Source organism: Streptomyces sp. NPDC013157 (assembly GCF_042899865.1).
Lineage (GTDB): Bacteria > Actinomycetota > Actinomycetes > Streptomycetales > Streptomycetaceae > Streptomyces.
In genome coordinates this window covers 109127-125125 of the sequence record NZ_JBIBAK010000014.1, presented here as the reverse complement: position 1 = coordinate 125125, position 15999 = coordinate 109127, and the positions used below count along the sequence as shown (strand labels likewise).

Annotated in this window: 15 protein-coding genes and 2 pseudogenes; 13 read left to right on the top strand and 4 right to left on the bottom strand. The window is 70.1% G+C overall.

What is annotated here, in order from left to right; translation table 11 throughout:
* Positions 1-287: 287 nt before the first annotated feature.
* From ACFY6U_RS34810 to ACFY6U_RS34775, 8 genes and pseudogenes are all read left to right on the top strand, one after another.
* A complete protein-coding gene (locus ACFY6U_RS34810) occupies positions 288-545 on the top strand; it encodes a hypothetical protein (RefSeq protein WP_390044643.1) in 258 nt (85 codons plus the stop codon).
* 270 nt (positions 546-815) lie between these two features.
* Positions 816-959, top strand: a complete 144-nt coding sequence (locus tag ACFY6U_RS34805; RefSeq protein WP_390044641.1) for a hypothetical protein — start codon at positions 816-818, stop codon at positions 957-959.
* A 538-nt stretch (positions 960-1497) separates the two neighbouring features.
* Positions 1498-2088, top strand: a complete 591-nt coding sequence (locus tag ACFY6U_RS34800) for a DUF6461 domain-containing protein (RefSeq protein WP_390044639.1) — start codon at positions 1498-1500, stop codon at positions 2086-2088.
* Between the two features lie 58 nt (positions 2089-2146).
* On the top strand, positions 2147-2395 hold the full coding sequence (locus ACFY6U_RS34795) for a transposase family protein (RefSeq protein WP_390044637.1): 249 nt from the start codon (positions 2147-2149) through the stop codon (positions 2393-2395).
* Positions 2396-2570: 175 nt separating this feature from the next.
* On the top strand, positions 2571-3044 hold the full coding sequence (locus tag ACFY6U_RS34790; protein ID WP_390044635.1) for a nuclear transport factor 2 family protein: 474 nt from the start codon (positions 2571-2573) through the stop codon (positions 3042-3044).
* A 25-nt stretch (positions 3045-3069) separates the two neighbouring features.
* Positions 3070-3618 carry a TetR/AcrR family transcriptional regulator gene (locus tag ACFY6U_RS34785; RefSeq protein WP_390044633.1) on the top strand — a complete coding sequence of 183 codons (549 nt, stop codon included), beginning with the start codon at positions 3070-3072 and terminating at the stop codon, positions 3616-3618.
* Between the two features lie 369 nt (positions 3619-3987).
* Positions 3988-4227 (top strand): annotated as a pseudogene (locus ACFY6U_RS34780) (VOC family protein); the annotation flags it as partial.
* 40 nt (positions 4228-4267) lie between these two features.
* A pseudogene (locus ACFY6U_RS34775) lies at positions 4268-4767 on the top strand (transposase family protein); the annotation flags it as partial.
* Positions 4768-4788: 21 nt separating this feature from the next.
* On the opposite strand, the gene ACFY6U_RS34770 reads toward ACFY6U_RS34775, so the two are convergent.
* Positions 4789-5205, bottom strand: a complete 417-nt coding sequence (locus ACFY6U_RS34770) for a nuclear transport factor 2 family protein (protein WP_390044631.1) — start codon at positions 5203-5205, stop codon at positions 4789-4791.
* Between the two features lie 703 nt (positions 5206-5908).
* On the opposite strand from ACFY6U_RS34770, the gene ACFY6U_RS34765 reads away from it, so the two are divergent.
* The gene (locus tag ACFY6U_RS34765) at positions 5909-6160 is read left to right on the top strand and encodes a hypothetical protein (RefSeq protein ID WP_390044629.1); all 252 of its coding nucleotides are present in this window, start codon (positions 5909-5911) and stop codon (positions 6158-6160) included.
* Positions 6157-6942 carry a class I SAM-dependent methyltransferase gene (locus ACFY6U_RS34760; RefSeq protein WP_390044627.1) on the top strand — a complete coding sequence of 262 codons (786 nt, stop codon included), beginning with the start codon at positions 6157-6159 and terminating at the stop codon, positions 6940-6942. Before ACFY6U_RS34765 ends, ACFY6U_RS34760 begins: the two co-directional genes overlap by 4 nt.
* 338 nt (positions 6943-7280) lie before the next feature.
* Here ACFY6U_RS34760 and ACFY6U_RS34755 read toward each other — a convergent pair whose 3' ends face one another.
* Entirely contained in the window at positions 7281-8477 is a 1197-nt protein-coding gene (locus ACFY6U_RS34755; RefSeq protein ID WP_390044625.1) for an MFS transporter, read from the bottom strand.
* Between the two features lie 106 nt (positions 8478-8583).
* Here ACFY6U_RS34755 and ACFY6U_RS34750 point away from each other — a divergent pair, with 106 nt between their 5' ends.
* The gene (locus ACFY6U_RS34750; protein ID WP_351493652.1) at positions 8584-9165 is read left to right on the top strand and encodes a TetR family transcriptional regulator; all 582 of its coding nucleotides are present in this window, start codon (positions 8584-8586) and stop codon (positions 9163-9165) included.
* 22 nt (positions 9166-9187) lie between these two features.
* Here the strand turns inward: ACFY6U_RS34750 and ACFY6U_RS34745 are convergent, their stop codons facing one another.
* Positions 9188-12208: a glycosyl hydrolase gene (locus tag ACFY6U_RS34745; RefSeq protein ID WP_390044623.1), complete on the bottom strand. Its 3021-nt coding sequence runs from the start codon at positions 12206-12208 to the stop codon at positions 9188-9190.
* 187 nt (positions 12209-12395) lie between these two features.
* Entirely contained in the window at positions 12396-14168 is a 1773-nt protein-coding gene (locus ACFY6U_RS34740) for an ABC transporter ATP-binding protein (protein WP_390044621.1), read from the bottom strand.
* Between the two features lie 246 nt (positions 14169-14414).
* Here ACFY6U_RS34740 and ACFY6U_RS34735 point away from each other — a divergent pair, with 246 nt between their 5' ends.
* Positions 14415-14678: a DUF2630 family protein gene (locus tag ACFY6U_RS34735; RefSeq protein ID WP_390044619.1), complete on the top strand. Its 264-nt coding sequence runs from the start codon at positions 14415-14417 to the stop codon at positions 14676-14678.
* 287 nt (positions 14679-14965) lie between these two features.
* On the top strand, positions 14966-15865 hold the full coding sequence (locus ACFY6U_RS34730; RefSeq protein WP_390044617.1) for a phosphotransferase: 900 nt from the start codon (positions 14966-14968) through the stop codon (positions 15863-15865).
* Positions 15866-15999 lie beyond the last annotated feature (134 nt).

Sequence of the window (15999 nt, the reverse complement as noted above, 5' to 3'; positions counted from 1 at the left end):
CCACAGGAACACGCACGGACCGGCGCGACCCCGGCGCGGCTCCGTGAGGACGCCGCCCGCCCGCATGCCTCGTGGCCCCCTTTCGCGCGCACTACCCGATTCATCCCGTCGGGTCAAGTCACGACCCCTCGGAACGTGACCGTGCGGTGTCCGCCGGGCGTACTTGAAGTGCGGGCCTCACCGGAAAGGAAATCCGGAACACAAATGAGGCAGAACGGCGGGACTTGAATCCGCACCGGAATTTCCGGGGCAGACGGAAAACCCCGTGCATCGACCGGAGAGAATCCATGAATCGCATTTTTCGAACCAGCAGCAAGAACGGTTCCGGGCGTCGGCGCTTCGGTCTCGCGGCGCTCGCGGCCTCGGCCGCGGTGGTCACCGGGGGCGTCGTCCTGCCGGCGTCCGCCGCGGTGGCCGCCCCGATGCCCGCCGCGCCTGTCGTGAGCTTCGTCCACGGTGGCGGCGCCGGCGGCGACCGAGGTGCAGGCGGTGGCGGCCTCATCGGCGGCGGCTACCCGGCCCGGCGTGGGCCGGGGCGCTCTTGAACATTCCACGGCGCAGCCACCGTACGGCAGACACTTCATTCGAAATGAGGAATGCCATGCGTACGCGTTCTTGGAAGGCCCGTCTCGGACTCACGGCCTCGGCCGCACTGGCCGCCGGTGTCGCGGTCGGCGCACTGGCCCCGGCCGCGACGGCGGCGCCGGCACCGGCACCCCAGAGCCGCATGGCCGTCGCGGCCGCTTCCCGCCGACAGCGCCAGACCGGGCGGCAGCCACATCCTGTTCGGCGCTGTCAGCGCGGGCGACGGCAGTGTGCGGATCGGCGACCGGGTCTGCGCGGGCAACTGCGACGGCACCGTCAACGGGAGCAACGGCAGCCGGGACGGGGGGATCTGCGCCGGACGGTGCAACGGCAGCGCCAACGGCGGCACGGGCGGCGACGGAGGCACCGGCTGACGGTCCCCACCTCGGCTCGTGCAGGGCGCCACCGGGCCGGTCACCTGCAGACAGACCGCATGCGGCACTGGCAGAACGGGCGTACAGAGTCGCCGGCATGGAAACAGCGACCTGTCATGGTGAACATGAAGGCTCTTGACCGCTCCGCAGCCGGGGCCGCCTCTGGCCGCAACCGCTCGGCTGGAGTGTCTGTAGCTCCGGCGCCCCACCCCGTCGGACCCACCGGCGGCCTCGTCCGGCCGGACCGGGTCACCGTCTGCGTCGACGTCGTTCCGGTCCCTGAAACCAAGACAACGGCCAAGGATCGTGCGCACCTTGATCTCGTCACCAACTCGGCAACGCATCAGGCGGAGCTGACCGCGCGCCTGGAGGTTCTCGGTGCGACCTGCGCCCGCGCGGGCCAGCACGATGCACCGGAACGCCACGGACTCCGGGACTCGGGTCTACGACTGTCTGGCCCTGGCAGCAGCACGGCACCTGGTCCAGGCTCGTCGCCCGTCTGGGAGGCGTGTCGGTGGTGTGTGGCAGCATCCACGGCATGACGAGCACAGGGATGGACCGCGGACTGGACTTGTTCCGAGAGGGCGATTTCCCCATCTACACACTGACCTTCGTGCGGGATCTGCCCCCTGCTCAGCTGCTTACCCGCATGGGGGTGGACCCGGAGACCTTGGCGCTTCGAGACGCCGTGGATCTGGTGGACGACTTGGGTGACGACCTGTTCGACGATGAAGAACCCGTCGTCACCAGCGGCATCGACGGCTCGTGGACGTGGGCATGGGAGCAGGGTGGCGTGCATGGACTCGATGAGAGGATCTTGAGTCGCGTCTCCATGGGCACGGAGGCCGTGGTGCTTCACTACAACGAGAAGCCCATGTACTGGTTCAAGTACGCGGTGGGCGGCGAGATCATCGTCGACTTCCACACGCTCCAGGCGATCGAACCGACCGGGCATGACCCGGCAAGACTCGAAGACGCCATGAGGCCCCTTGGGCTCATTCCAGGGCAGGTCGCGCCCCTGTACAGCGTCCTGGCGCTGGTAGAGAACGCCTTTGACATCCGGCTGAGGCAACCGGACGACGTCGACGACGAGCGTTGGAGCGGCAGGTTGCTCCCTCTGCCGGACTGACACCGCCTGCCGCCACGACAAGCTCCCCGCCCGCCTGCGGGCCGCCGGTCTCGGCGCCATGGCCGACCTGGGACTCGTCGGACTCGACGACAGCGGTCCCGACGCCGATCCGGCGGTGATCACCGGCTACAGGGCCGCCCGGAACCGGCCCCTGACGCGAGGGCAGAAGCTGTCCGACAAGGCGCTGGCCGCGGTGCGGGCGCCGGTCGAGCACGGCTTCGCCCACCTGAAGAGCTGGCGCGTTCTCGGCAAGGTACGCAGCGACCCGAAGTGGGCGACCGCCCTGGTGAGGGCCCTGCTGTCCTGACGAACCGCGAAGTCTCCCGGTGACCGACGATCTTCCGCGAAGCGTGGCGGGCGCCGGTAGTACCGGCCCGCCGCCCGCCGCCCGTCGCCCGTCGCCCGTCGCCCGTCGCCGAGGGAGCGTCTTCAACGGTGTCGGCATGGTAGGTTATAGGTCGACCACTAACGTAGGAGGGAAGATGACAGTCAAGGAAGGCGACGCCGACCGCCGCGCCACTGCTCAGCACGCCTTGGCCGAGCACCTGCGCCTTACCGCGGCAGGACGCACCGACGAATGGGTGGAGCTGTTCGCCCCGGACGCGGTGCTCGAGTTCCCGTACGCGCCGGCCGGCGTGCCTCGGCGGGTGACAGGGCGGGACGCACTGGTCGCGCACATGAGCAACTTTCCCGAGACCTTCGACGTGGAGTTCGTCGACCTGGTATTCCATGACACGGTCGATCCGGGTCTGGTGATCGCTGAATTCCGCTCGAAGGGCACTGCGCTGCCGACCGGCAAGCCGTACGAGCAGACGTGCATCTCCGTCGTGCGGACCGATGACGACGGGCTCATCACCCACTACCTGGACTACTGGAACCCGTTGGTGGCGATCGAGGCGCTCACGCCCGACGACGTACCGTCCGACTCCGACCTCAGCGTGACGTTTGGAGGCTGAAGGGAGTCGTGTTTGACTGACGCCCATGCCTGCCGCCGGTACCAGCACGAAGAGCGACGAACGACGTCGGACCATCATGGCCGCCGCGGTCGACTGCTTCGCGCAAAAAGGTTTCTACGGTACGACGACGCACGAGATCGCAGAGTGGGTCGGTATCTCTCAGCCGTATCTCTACCGCCTGTACCCGAACAAGGAAGCGCTGTTCGCGGCGGCGGTCGACCACGTGTCCGTCGTCATGACCGAAACGCTGGTCGCGCACTCGCCGGCGTCGGGTGGGGCGGGGTTGGCTCCCGAGGCGGCGTTGGATGCCGCACGCGGCGCCTATGCCGCGCTCGTCGCGGACCGGAACATCCTGCGTTTCCTCATGCACGCGAACTGTGCCGTCGGCGAGCCGCTGGTGGCACAGGCCGTGCGTCGGTGCTACGCCAAGCAGGTTGACACCGTTCGGCAGCTGCTGGGCGACGACGACGCCGTGCGGCGCTGGTTCGGCGCCGGAATGCTCGACAACGTCGTCGCCGTGCTGGGTCTGGCCGACATCGATGAGCCATGGGCGCACGTCCTCACCGCTCGATGACCCGACACCGGCAGTTCGGCGACGACGGCCCCGGTTCTTCCCCGCAGGCCGGCTCGGCCGGTGGGACTCGGCATCTTCGCCCAGGCGATCACGAGCTCCTCCCGCTCGGCCTGGACCTCCTGCAGATGCTTGGCCAACTCCGCGGCGACGTGTCCAGTTCCCGCGGGCGAGCCGTGATCCGCTCCAGCTCCTGCATCCCCGCACCCTCCCACGCGCTCTCGGCGTACCTGCCAGGCCACGGATCGCAAGAGCGGTGAAGCAGAACCCGAAGACGGCCCCGAACGACATGTCAGACGATCTTGGCCTTGGACTTCGGCCGACGACCGGCGCGAGTAGCTCTCCCGGCCCTCCACGACATCGTCTTCGACTGAGGATGACCCCACTGTCCTAGTTGAGTCGCCAGACGGAGGGCCCCGCCTGTGGTTCCAACTGGTGCCAGAGGCCAAGGCCGCGAAGAATCGCGTTCACCTGGACCTGCTCGCTGTGGACTCAGAAGCGGAGATGCAGCGTCTGACTGCTCTCGGTGCGACCGTTCAGGCCCGGCACGCGGACAACATCGTCCTGGCCGATCCCGAAGGCAACGAGTTCTGCCTGTCCCTAACGGACTGATGACCGTTGGACAGCTGCTCAGATCCGCAATGATCTCCGTGTCCGCAAGGGCCGGTCGTGGAGCCCTCCGTTCGAGGACCGGCTGCTGCTGGTCGCCGCGTACTGGCGGACGAACCTGCCCCTGCGGCAGCTGGCGCCGCTGTTCGGGGTATCGAAGTCGGCCGCCCACCGCGTCATCGGCCCTCTCGGGCGGTTACTCGCGCTCAAGCTCCGTAAGGGGTTCAGCAAGGACGCCGTCCTGATCGTAGACCGCACCCTGGTCCCCACTCGCGACCATACGGCCGCCGAGCAGTCGAAGAACCATCGGTACCTCCGCCAACCACGACTGCGAGGCATGGGAACTGTCCGGAGCCAAGGCCACTGTCGCGCTTGGCAGGAGGAGCGCAACGCCTCCCACCGCAAAGTCCGGCCCGTGTCGAGCACGTCTTCGCCTACATGAAGACCTGGAAGATCCTGCGCGACTGCCGCCTGAAGGGCGACGGTCTCCACCACGCCATGCTCGGCGTCGCCCGCCTGCACAATGCCGTCCTTACCAGCTAGGACCAGGTGAGACGTTCTTGGTCAGCCGGGCTTTGTCATCCCGTTCAAGGGAGTTCGGCGTGGCGAGATCTTGCGATGACTGATCCGCCAGCCGTCAGCGGTGCGCACGACGGTGTCGTCGTAGGAGACGGAACCGCACGAGCCGTCCGCCTTGATGCCCAACCCCTTGGATCGGACCTGCACCCGACCGTCCACCGACGCCATTACGACGACGTTGGTGACGTGATGCGCGACGGGGTTGGCGGCTCCCAGCACCCAGGCCGCTTCTCGGATGGCCGCCACCCCGGACAGCGGCGCCTGGCCGAAGTCAGTGAGGTCGTAGACCACATCGGAGGTGAACAACTCCTCCAACCGGTCAAGGCTTCCGTCGTCAACGAGGTGACCATGCAACGAGACCAGTTCGGTGATGGCCAAGCGATCTTCAAGAGCGAGCGACACACGCGTCCTCTCCGGCCCGGCGTGGAGAGCGCCAGGCCGAGCATCGATCCGTCAACAGCACGGCACCACAACGCTCAACGCGTTCGGGCGCGTCTGGCAGGAACAGGGCGGTGCACGTCGTGATCGTCCCTTACGGGCGGTCAGCCTGCCACCGACTTCTCCACCCGCGCCCTGCCACCGTCAGCCGAAGCACGGTTTCGTCAGGCAGTACGGACCTGCGGGCGCCTTCGGGAAGTCGTCTCGTCCGTCCAGCCAACCGCAGAGCCGTTCCGCAAGAGTGAGGTCCTCGGGGAACAGAGCGTATCCGTGTTCCGGGCATCGGGCGTTGGGATCCCAACCTCACCTGTGGCCTTCGGGGGTGCTGTAGTCGACGAGGGACCAGATCGCACAGCCCCATGTCAGGAGCGGTACAACAGGCCTCGGGTAGTTGGGGGTTCCGCGCCAGCCCAAGTACGCCTCCAGCAGCCGACCACTGTCGCTGAAGCTGTAGTCCGTATCGAGAGCCAAAGCCTCACCCCAGCGGCCGAACCCACCGCCGGCGGCTTCGAGAGGGATCCGCCTGAGGAGCGGCGGCATCCTGCTCCCGGATCGCATGGATGATCTCGTCGTCGGTCATGCCGCCATTCGTAGCAGCTGGCACCGATAACTTGCCCGGACTGTCCGAGACAACTGATTGCAGCCACCCTTGATCAACGAAGGCTGTGTGAAAGAAATCGGGCTCCTGTCAGATCTGCCACGCAAGAACTGCCTGCAGTTCGCCGAGTGGGCCGGAGAGGCCGACCGCTGTGGCGTGCAGTCCATGCTGTGCCGTGACGAGACCGGCGAGTTGTGCGTCCCGCGTGTGTGGACGCGCGACCACGCCCGTTGCCGGGACGCGGGCCTGGGCGAGGACACCTACCTCGCGCACCTAGCGACAGGAACCGAGCTGATGCGGCAGACGTCTCCCGCACCATGATCTCCAACGAGCACCAAGAGCACACGAGCTCCACCGGGCGCACCACGCCGCCCGCGGTGACTGTGGATCCGCCGAAGGTCAACGACTACAACAGCTTCGCCGAGGCCTACACGGCCGAAAACGAAACCAACCTCATCAATGCCCACTACGAGCGGCCCGCGATGCTGGCACTGGCCGGAGATGTGGCCGGCCGGCGGATCCTCGACGCCGGCTGCGGGTCCGGGCCCCTGTTCGCGGCGCTGCGCGACCGTGGCGCCCTCGTGAGCGGTTTCGATGCGAGTGCCGGGATGCTGGAGCTGGCCCGGAGGCGGCTCGGCGATGCGGACCTGCAGGTGGCGGACCTGGGCAGCCCGCTTCCTTACTCGGATGACACGTTCGACGATGTCGTCGCCTCCCTGGTGCTGCACTACCTGGAGGACTGGGGGCCGGCACTCGCCGAGCTGCGCCGCGTGCTCAGGCCCGGCGGTCGGCTGATCGCGTCTGTCGACCATCCCTTTGCCGTCAACCTCATGCACCGGCAGGCCGGCCGCGAGACCGAGTACAAGTACTTCGACACCACCAACTGGACCGAAGAGTGGACCATGGGCGGCCAGACCGCTCTGATGAGCCTCTGGCACAGGCCGCTGCACGCGATGATCGAGGCTTTCACCGGGGCCGGCTTCCGGATAACCGTCATCAGCGAGCCGGAGCCCGATCCAGCCGCCCGCGAGCTGTTCCCCGAAGTCATCGCAGCCAAGCCGCGCTTCCTGTGCTTCCTGTTCTTCGTCCTGCAGGCCGAGTAGCAACCGGACACGCCCACCACCACCCCGCCGCTGGAGTCAGAACTCAGGGGGTGGGATTCAACCGGCAGGAGTCGGTCGTCCACCGCCGGCATTCTCTGCATCGGCGGAGTTCTGGAGATCACGCCCCGGACTGGGCGGCTGGATCGACGGGACGAGCGGCTCGGGCCACCGGCACGAAGCGCGGACCGAGGGCTCGACGACGCCCGGCGGTCCGGGGCCCTCGGCACAACCGGCGAGACGGAAGCCCGGGCACAGGTCGGTGCCCGGCTCGGCATCCTCGGCAACAGCTTCGTGGGGCCCGCGGGCGGGAGCCGGCGGGTACCTGACGGGTTCTGGCCTCAGGTGCCCGCCGGTTCCGGATCGCCCGCCCCCCGGGGCGAGCGCGCGGCCGGTGTGGCGAAGACGGCGGCGACCACCAGGACGAGCACCAGGATCAGGGCGTGCCGCAGCCCGAAGTGCTCACCGAGGTAGCCGAGGGAGGGCGGGCCCACCAGGAAGGCCACGTACCCGACGGTCGCGGCGAGCGCGACGCGGGCGGCGGAGTCGGCACCGGAATCGCCCGCCGCGGAGAGCGCCACGGGAAACCCGAGGGACGCCCCGAGGCCCCACAGGACGGCGGCGGCAGCCGCGACCGCCTGGTTGTCGACGAAGATCACGAGGGCCAGCCCGGCGGCCCCGACGAGCGCGCTCCCGCACAGCGCCGCCGCCCGCCCGAACCGGTCGACGAACCGTCCGCCGACGAAGCGCCCCACGGTCATCGCGGCGGCGAAGACCGCGTACACGGCCGAGCCCAGCGCGGCGTCGAAGCCGTGGCCGTCCACCATGACCAGGGGCAGCCAGTCGTTCGCGGTGCCCTCGGCCATGGCGAGCGCGAGGATGACACAGCCGATGAGCAGCAGTGCGGGATCCTTCCACACCGCGGCGCGCGGCGCGCCCGTCGCGCGGCGTCCGGCGGCGGTCTGCCGGCCCACCTCGGCCGGGACCCGCCGGATGACCAGGGCCAGCGCGCCCAGCACCACCGCGGCCACGACGAGCAGATGGACCAGGACCGGGAAGCCGACCGCCGTCAGGCACATGCCGGCGACCGCCCCGAGCACGGTGCCGAGACTGAAGAAGCCGTGCATGGCGGGCAGCGTGGAGCGGCCGAGCAGCCGCTCGACCTCGGCGCCCTCGACGTTGAGGGCCACCTCGCCGCCGCCCATGCCGAGACCGAACAGTCCGAGGCCCAGCGCGACACAGGCCCCCGAACCGACGGCGGCCCCCACCCCGACCACCGCGGCACCGGCGGCGACGGCCGACGTGCCGGCCAGGATGACGAGCCGGGCACCCCAGCGGGCCACGACCGTGCCCGAGGACAGGATGCCGAGCATCGAGCCGACCGAGAGCCCGAACAGGATCAGACCCATCTGCGCCGTGGAGGCGTCGAGCAGGTCGCGTACGTCCGGGGTGCGGGTGACCCAGGAGGAGATGGTCAGCCCGGGCGCGAAGAAGAGGACGAAGACGGCGGTGCGACGCCGGGCGAGGTCAGAGGTCATGAGCGGTGGCTCCAGCGGGATCCCTACACAAGTCTGTACGACCGTACACACTGACCTGTACGTCTGTACACACTCGGCAGGGGGCAACCCATGGCACATTGAGGGCGTGAGCGGCACACGACGCGAGATCCCGAACGATCCCGGACGCAAGGAGCGGATCCTCGATGCAGCCCTGGACGTGATCTCCGAGAGCGGCGTACACAGCACCACCCACCGGAAGATCGCGGCGCGGGCGGACGTCCCGCTGGGCTCGCTCACCTACTACTTCGACGGCATGGCGGACCTGCTCGCCCAGGCCTTCGCCCGGCTGTCGGACACCATGTCCGGGCTCTACCGGCGGACCCTGGAGTCCGCCGGCTCCACGGCAGAGGCCGAGGCGGCCGTCGTCGAGCTGATCTGCGGTCCGGCCTACGCCACGGAACGCGACATGACCCTCATCTTCGAGATGTACGCCTACGCCAACCACAACGAGGCGGTCTCCGCCACGACCCGCACCTGGCTCGAACGCAGCAGGGACAGCCTCGCCCTGCACTTCGCGCCCGGAGTGTCCCGCGCCCTCGACGCGCTGATCGAGGGCTGGCCGATGCACCGGGCGTTCGCCGACGCACCCCTGGACCGCCGGCTGGTCACCGAAACGGTCCGCGCGATCGTCGCCGCCGACCCACGCCTGTCCGCGGACGCCACTTGAACAGCGTCGCCCACTCCCCGGATCAGGCCACGGTCCGCTGGACGTAGGGGACGAGCCGGACCGGGCCGACGAGGCCGTACGCCTGGCGTGTCGCCGTCCCGAACACCGCCGGGTTGCTGACCCGCAGCCGGTTGAACAGCGGGGTGGCGACCTCGACTTCGACCGTGTTGGTGCCCGCGCGGAGCACACCGCCGAGGTCCACCTCGGGGTCGAGGCGGTCGACGGGTCCGACCCGGGTGCCGTTGACGGTCACCCGGCAGGTGTCGCCGACGCTGCCGAGCCGCAGCACGGCCCCCGTGGACGAGGTCCAGTTCTCCGGCAGTGTGACGGTCGTCCGGTAGCGGCCGATGCCGCCCACGTCGGCCAGCTCCGGGATCTGCGACCAGGGCAGCAGCGCGTCGAGGGCCAGGGTGTGCCCGACGACCTCGGTGCTGGTGGCGTCGGCGCCGGGCCGCCAGTCGTCGACGGTGAGGGTCCACTGGTCGAGGGCGACGGGCGCGGGCACCTCGGGGATCTGCGCGGTGACCGTGCGGCCGTTCGACAGGGTCGTGACGTACGTCCCTGCCGTCGCCGCGCGCACGGCCAGCGAACCGTCCGCGAACAGCACGCTGTCCGCCTCGGTCGCCACCGCGTGCGGACGTGCCCCGGTACGGTCCCCGAACGCGGCGGGCCGCGCCAGCGCGACGACGAGCGTCTCACCGGGCTGGAGCGCCACCCGGAACGTGAACGCGTCCCCGTCCTGGGTGTACTCGGCGAGCCGGGTGACCTGCCCGGTCCAGGGATCCAGCAGATAGGGGACCGTGCCGGAACCGGCGCGCCGGGTGCTGTGCACCGTCACGTCGTGGTCGACGGCGGCCACCGGCGGCTTGACAGTCTCGGCGTGCTTGCCGTTGCAGAAGTAGTAGAAGTCGGCGTCGTCGGTCGCCCGGTGCGCGTTGAGCAGGGTCGAGGGCGTGCCGTAGGCGACGTCGGGCGTCACGCCGAGGTCCGCGAAGGCCGCGCCGACCAGGGTCTTGTCGGTGACCCTGCGGACGTTCGGGAGGGCCAGCAACTGGGCGGTCAGGGCACGCAGTTCGTCGGTCTCGGCGTCGTCGGGGAGGCCCGGGGTGAGGGCCTGGTCGAAGGCGCCGAACAGTACGGTGGGCAGCCCGGCCCGGGCGAACGCGAGCAGCCTGCGGGCGTCGGCGACGGCCAGCGTCGGGCTGGAACCGTAGAAGAAGTCGCCTTCGAGGAACAGCGCCTTGTAGGCGGGCCCGTCCGGCGCGAGCCGCTTTCCGGACACCCTGGCCGAGGGCAGGTCGAGCAGTGGCCCGCTGAGGAACTGGTGGGTCCAGCCGAGCGGGACGCCGGTGGAGGTGAGCCAGGACGCTCCGATGCCGGTGGCGCTGTACCCGGTCTGCCGGAAGACGGCGACGTCGGCGCGGACGGTGCCGGACTGGAGTACCTGGTGCACCCGTCCGAGGTAGCCGGCGATGTCCGGGACATGCTGCCAGGTGGGCTGGCGCGGCCCCCAGGACTCTCCGTACCCCACCGTCCCGTTGTAGGGGCTGAACGCCGCGAACCCGGGCCAGGCGACCCCCGGCGCCGTCGCGTAGGAGAAGCCGTGGATCACGGTCTGGTTGACGCCCGCCGCGTACGCGCCGCCCATGGTGCGCAGGAACCTGTCCCAGGTCGTGTTGTAGGCGCCGCCCGCGTACGCGCCCGCCTCGCAGGACAGGATGCGGTGCCCGGCCATGTCCCGGCCGCCGGCGAGACAGCGGTAGTCGTCCAGGTTCTTGAAGCCGAGCGACTCGCCCTCGGGGATGTCGAGGACGGCCGCCGAGGCGATGGCGTCGGTCTGGAGGCCGTACGGCTGCGAGCGCAGCTTCATGCCGTGGCCGTGCGCCCAGTCCCGCAGGACCCCGAGGTGGTGCACGTTGAACAGGTTCGACACGGTCTCCCAGAAGTCGTGGCGGATCTCCTGGGTGAGCCGGGCCTCGAAGGCGAAGATCTGGTTGCCGTTGTCGAGGACGACGGCCGGCAGGTACGGCAGCAGGTCGCGCCCGGTGTGCCGGCGGAACGCGTCGGGCAGCGCGGGCGTCCACTGCAGGCCCTTGGTCTCCAGCTCGACGGAGTCCTCGAAGAAGGCGCCGCCCGCCGATGCGAGCAGTCTGCGCAGGCCGGCGTCGAGGATCTCGCGGTCCCAGTACCGGGTGACGGCCGCGGTACCGGCCGCGCTGAAGTGGTCGACGACGTACGCGGCGGGGGAGGAGTGCGGGCCCGCCTCGGGCTGCTGTCCCGAACCCCGCTGCCAGTACGCCAGGATCACCCAGGTCGCCGAGTCCGGCGGGGTCCAGGTCAGCGTGGAGCCGGAGACCCGGGCGGTCAGGTCGGTGACGCTGTCGGCATCCAGGCCGGTCGCCTTGCCGCTGGAGTAGGCGGTGTTGACCCGGGCGGCCTGTATCGCGAACAACCGCTGCACGGTCACTCCGGAAGCGGCCGGGTAGACCGAGGCCGGCACCGGTCCGTCGTACCCGGCACCGCCCGTCAACGTGACCTTGCCGTAGGCGAGTTCCTTGACCGCCGCCTCGTCGTCGGGGGTGACACCGGGTACGGCGACGGGCCAGCTCGGGCCGAGGGTGAGGTCCACGGTCAGTCCGCGCCGGGCCGCCTGGCGCAGCGCGGCCTTCACACCGTCGCGCCAGGGGGTGCTGCCCCACCCGTGGCGTCCGGTGTCCAGAACGGAGGTGTCGGCGATGCTGTGGTGCACGGCCGCGATCTCGGCCCCGCCGAATCCCGCGTCCGCCATCTGGTCGATCTCCCGCGCGATCTCGGCCGGATCGACCAGCCCGTCCGGCCACCACCAGCGGAACTTCGGCCGCACGGCCTTGGCGGGCTGGGCGAACCAGTCGGCGGCGGGTCCGGCAGCTGCGGAGACGGCACCACCGGGTGCGGCGAAGGCACCGGCCGCAGGCCCGAGAGCGGCGAGGGCACCGGCCGACAGACCGGCCGCAAGCACCGACCGGCGGGTCGCCCCGCCGCGCTGAGAGGAGGATTCGAGCATGGTTCAACCCCAAGTGGTCCCAAGGGCGGCTACGGACAGGGTGATTGAATCGTTTCAATCGAGGTGGACGCGGGAACGGTAGTCCGGCCCTCAAACCAAGGTCAAGAGGTGCGACAACGATTCAAGAGGACCAAGACTGCCGAGGGTTGCCCGCTCGTATCGAGCAACGGCCCTGCGCCGACGCCCGTCAGGCCACCTGGCCGCCGTGCAGCGCGGTGTAGGCGCCGCCCCGGCGCAGCAGTTCCTCGTGCGTGCCGGTCTCGCGGATACGGCCCTCGTCCATCACCACGATGCGGTCGGCACCGCGCACGGTGGACAGCCGGTGGGCCACCACGAACGTCGTACGGCCGCGCAGCAGTCGGGCCAGCGCCTGCTGCACCAGCGCCTCGGAGCGGGTGTCCAGTGCGGAGGTGGCCTCGTCCAGCACCAGGACGCGCGGATCCCGGATCAACGCCCTCGCGATCGCGAGGCGTTGACGCTGGCCGCCGGAGAGCCGGGCGCCGCGCTCGCCGACCACGGTGTCCAGACCGTGCGGCAACTGGTCCACGAACTCCAGGGCGTTGGCATCCCGCAGCGCGGCGCGCACCGCCTCCTCGTCGGCCTCGTCCTCCATGCCGTAGGCGACGTTCTCCCGGACCGTGCCGTCGAAGAGGATCGACTCCTGCGGCACGACCGAGACGAACCGCCGGTAGGTGCGCAGATCGAGGCCGCTCATGTCGGTGCCGTCCAGGAGCAGCCGGCCGGAGGTGGGCCGGATGAACCCGATGACCAGGTTGAGCACGGTGGACTTGCCGGCCCCCGAGGCGCCCACCAGCGCGACCGTCTCACCCGGGGCGACGTCGAGGCTGAACTCCGCCACGGCCGCCCGCCCGGCGTCCTCGTACTCGAAGCCGACCCGCTCGAAGGCGACCGCCCCACGGACGGCGCTGACCTCCACCCGGCCCTCGTTGTCCTCCAGTTCGGGAGCCTGGAGCACCTCGCCCACCGAACGCACCGACTCCAGGCCCTTGGTGATGACCGGCGCCAGACTCGTCAGCGTCGTCGTGGAGTTGGTCAGCGTGGTGAGGAAGGCGCTGAGCATGACGACGTCGCCGGGCGTGACGCCCCACACGCCGTAGTACGACACCAGCGCGGCGGCGGCCAGGACGGCGACGCCGATCACGTTCAGCACCACCCAGGCCAGCGAGCCGAAGCGGCCGTTGACCAGGTCCAGGCGCATCCCCGAGGTGAGCAGCCGGCTCAGGGTGCCGTCCATCCGGCGCAGCGCCTTGCCTTCCAGGCCGTGGGCCCGGGTGACCGGGATGAGCCGCGTCATCTCGGTCACCCGCGAGGACAGCGTCTCCACCTCGTGGCGGAAGTGCTCGTTGTGGGTCCGCAGCCGCGCCCGCAAACGGGCCACGAGCAGCGTCGCCGCCGGCACCACGACCAGGAAGACCGGCAGGAACTCCGGTGTGCGGACGCCGATGATGACCAGTCCGCCGGCCAGCACGGTCAGCGCGCCCAGACCCTGCTCGGCGGTCTGCTGGACCATCTGCTCGACGGTCTCGACATCCCGTACGACCTTGGCCTGGAGCACGCCGGCGCTGACCCGGGAATGGTAGCCGATGGACAACTGCTGCATCCGCGTGCAGAGCGCGGAGCGCAGCGTGGTCCCCATCCGGCGGACGCTGCCGTAGAGGAGCCGTACGTACAGCACGTGCAGCGGATAGTTGACCAGCAGGATCGCCATGATGACCGCGACGGACGTCCACAGCCGGGAGACCGGCCCGTGCCGGACGACCGTGTCCACGACGGACGCGGTGATCAGGGGCAGGAGCCAGATGGGGCTGTGCTTGACGGTGAACACGACGACCGCCGCCGCCAGCTTCCGCCGGTCCGCGCGCAGCAGATAGGCGAGCGTCCGGACGGGGTGTTCGCCCCGGTAGCGGTGGTCGAGCGGCCGTTCCGACGTCGACGCCATCGGCGGTGATCCTCCCCTGTCCCCGTCCCCGACCTTCAGCAACCGCTTTCCCCCGGTCCGCGGGCCACCGTACCCTGCCCGGATGGCGTCGGCGCGCCATTTCTGGGAGGGGCCAGGAACCGGTGGTCCTCTGCCCGATGCGTTTGAGCTCCGGGTGAGAGAAGGTAGTGAGGGGGCAGGGGTGCACGGACGGGCGGACGCCCTCGCCGAGACCACCGTCCACATGTCGTCCGGGAAGGGGCAGCCATGGCAGGGTCCGAGGCCGGGGCCGAGAGGGAGATCCTCGGCCACATCACGGAAATGATCAGCCAGGAGAAGGAGCTGCGTGATCGTCTGGCGCGGCAGGAGATCGACGAGCCGACCGAGCACGCCCGCCTCGCAAGCCTGGAGACCGAACTGGACCGGTGCTGGGACCTGCTGCGGCAGCGCCGCGCCAGGATCGAGGCGGGGCAGGACCCGGGCGAGGCGAACGTCCGGCCCGCCTCAGAGGTCGAGGGCTACCTGTCCTGAGGACCGCGCTCGGTTGGCGGGGGTGAATTCGTTGCTGCCCGGTGCAGAGCCGCGCTGAGATTGATCTTGCCGGAACCGGCTGGCTTGGGGGCCAGCCCAGGTGAGCCCAGGCACCCGAGGAACGGCCGGGCAGGCCGACCTCGTCGGCACCGAACTGGAGGACGCCCCTCTTGAGTCGATGCACGCCCGGAACCGCCGGCTGGCTCCAGGGCCGGGCAGATCGAACCGGAAGCCGGATCTTCCCAGGACAAGGTCGGCTCCGCCCACCTCGAGTACTGTGACTTGGCGTGATCGAATCCGAGATCGAGATCAGCGAGGATCTGGTCCGCGCCCTGCTGCGGGAACAGCATCCGGACCTGGCGGAGCTGCCCATCCGGGAGGTGGAGGGCGGCTGGGGCAACCAGATGTGGCGCCTCGGGGACGAGTTGGCCGTCCGGATGCAGCGGATGGACACGCTCCCCGATCCGCAGCTCAAGGAGCGCCGCTGGCTGCCGGTGCTGGCCCCGCGCCTGCCGCTTCCGATCCCGACCCCGGTGCGGAGCGGGGCACCGTCCGAGCGCTTCCCCAAGGTCTGGACCGTCATGACATGGGTGGAAGGCACGCCGCTGGACCACGGCTCGATCACCCGCGTCAACGACGCTGCCGACACGCTGGCCGCCTTCCTCGAGGCACTGCATGCGGAGGCGCCCGCCGATGCGCCGGACGCCTCGGACTTCGGCGCTCCTCCCAGCAAGTGCACGGACGGCTTCGAGAGCTTCCTGCGGGCCGTGGACCTCGGCCCCTTCGCCGAGGACGACATCCGGGCCGTGTGGGACGGCGCGGTGGCGGCTCCCGAGTGGGAGGGCCCGCGGGTGTGGGTGCACGGCGACCTGCATCCCGCCAACGTCGTCGTCGCGGACGGGACACTGGCGGGCATCGTCGACTTCGGCGCACTCGTCACCGGCGACCCGGCATGGGACCTTGCGGCCGCGTGGCTGCTGCTCCCCGCGGGCGGCGCCTCACGGTTCTTCGACAACTACGCGGACGCGGACGCGGCGACGGTGCGGCGGGCGCGCGGACTGGCCGCGATGAAGTGCCTGTTCCTGATGCTGATGGGCCAGAACGGGGACCGCGGTTTGCCCGGCGGCAAGCCGAACTGGGGGCCGGCGGGCCGGTCGGCACTCGATCGCGTCCTGAAGGGCCTTTGACGTCGGCGGGCATCGACCGGCCCTGGCCCGTTCCCGCACTGGGAATGGGGCCGGCCGGCGAAAGGATGATCCTGGCTAGCCATTGGTGCAGGTCGGCTTGTTGGCCGTCTTGGCCGTCTTGGCCGTGGGACGGG

Coding starts and splice junctions, on each gene's coding strand:
- ACFY6U_RS34755 (WP_390044625.1), bottom strand. CDS start 8,477: ATGACCTCTGACCTCGCCCGGCGTCGCACCGCCGTCTTCGTCCTCTTC.
- ACFY6U_RS34740 (WP_390044621.1), bottom strand. CDS start 14,168: ATGGCGTCGACGTCGGAACGGCCGCTCGACCACCGCTACCGGGGCGAA.
- ACFY6U_RS34810 (WP_390044643.1), top strand. CDS start 288: ATGAATCGCATTTTTCGAACCAGCAGCAAGAACGGTTCCGGGCGTCGG.
- ACFY6U_RS34790 (WP_390044635.1), top strand. CDS start 2,571: ATGACAGTCAAGGAAGGCGACGCCGACCGCCGCGCCACTGCTCAGCAC.
- ACFY6U_RS34800 (WP_390044639.1), top strand. CDS start 1,498: ATGACGAGCACAGGGATGGACCGCGGACTGGACTTGTTCCGAGAGGGC.
- ACFY6U_RS34785 (WP_390044633.1), top strand. CDS start 3,070: ATGCCTGCCGCCGGTACCAGCACGAAGAGCGACGAACGACGTCGGACC.
- ACFY6U_RS34745 (WP_390044623.1), bottom strand. CDS start 12,208: ATGCTCGAATCCTCCTCTCAGCGCGGCGGGGCGACCCGCCGGTCGGTG.
- ACFY6U_RS34760 (WP_390044627.1), top strand. CDS start 6,157: ATGATCTCCAACGAGCACCAAGAGCACACGAGCTCCACCGGGCGCACC.
- ACFY6U_RS34795 (WP_390044637.1), top strand. CDS start 2,147: ATGGCCGACCTGGGACTCGTCGGACTCGACGACAGCGGTCCCGACGCC.
- ACFY6U_RS34735 (WP_390044619.1), top strand. CDS start 14,415: ATGGCAGGGTCCGAGGCCGGGGCCGAGAGGGAGATCCTCGGCCACATC.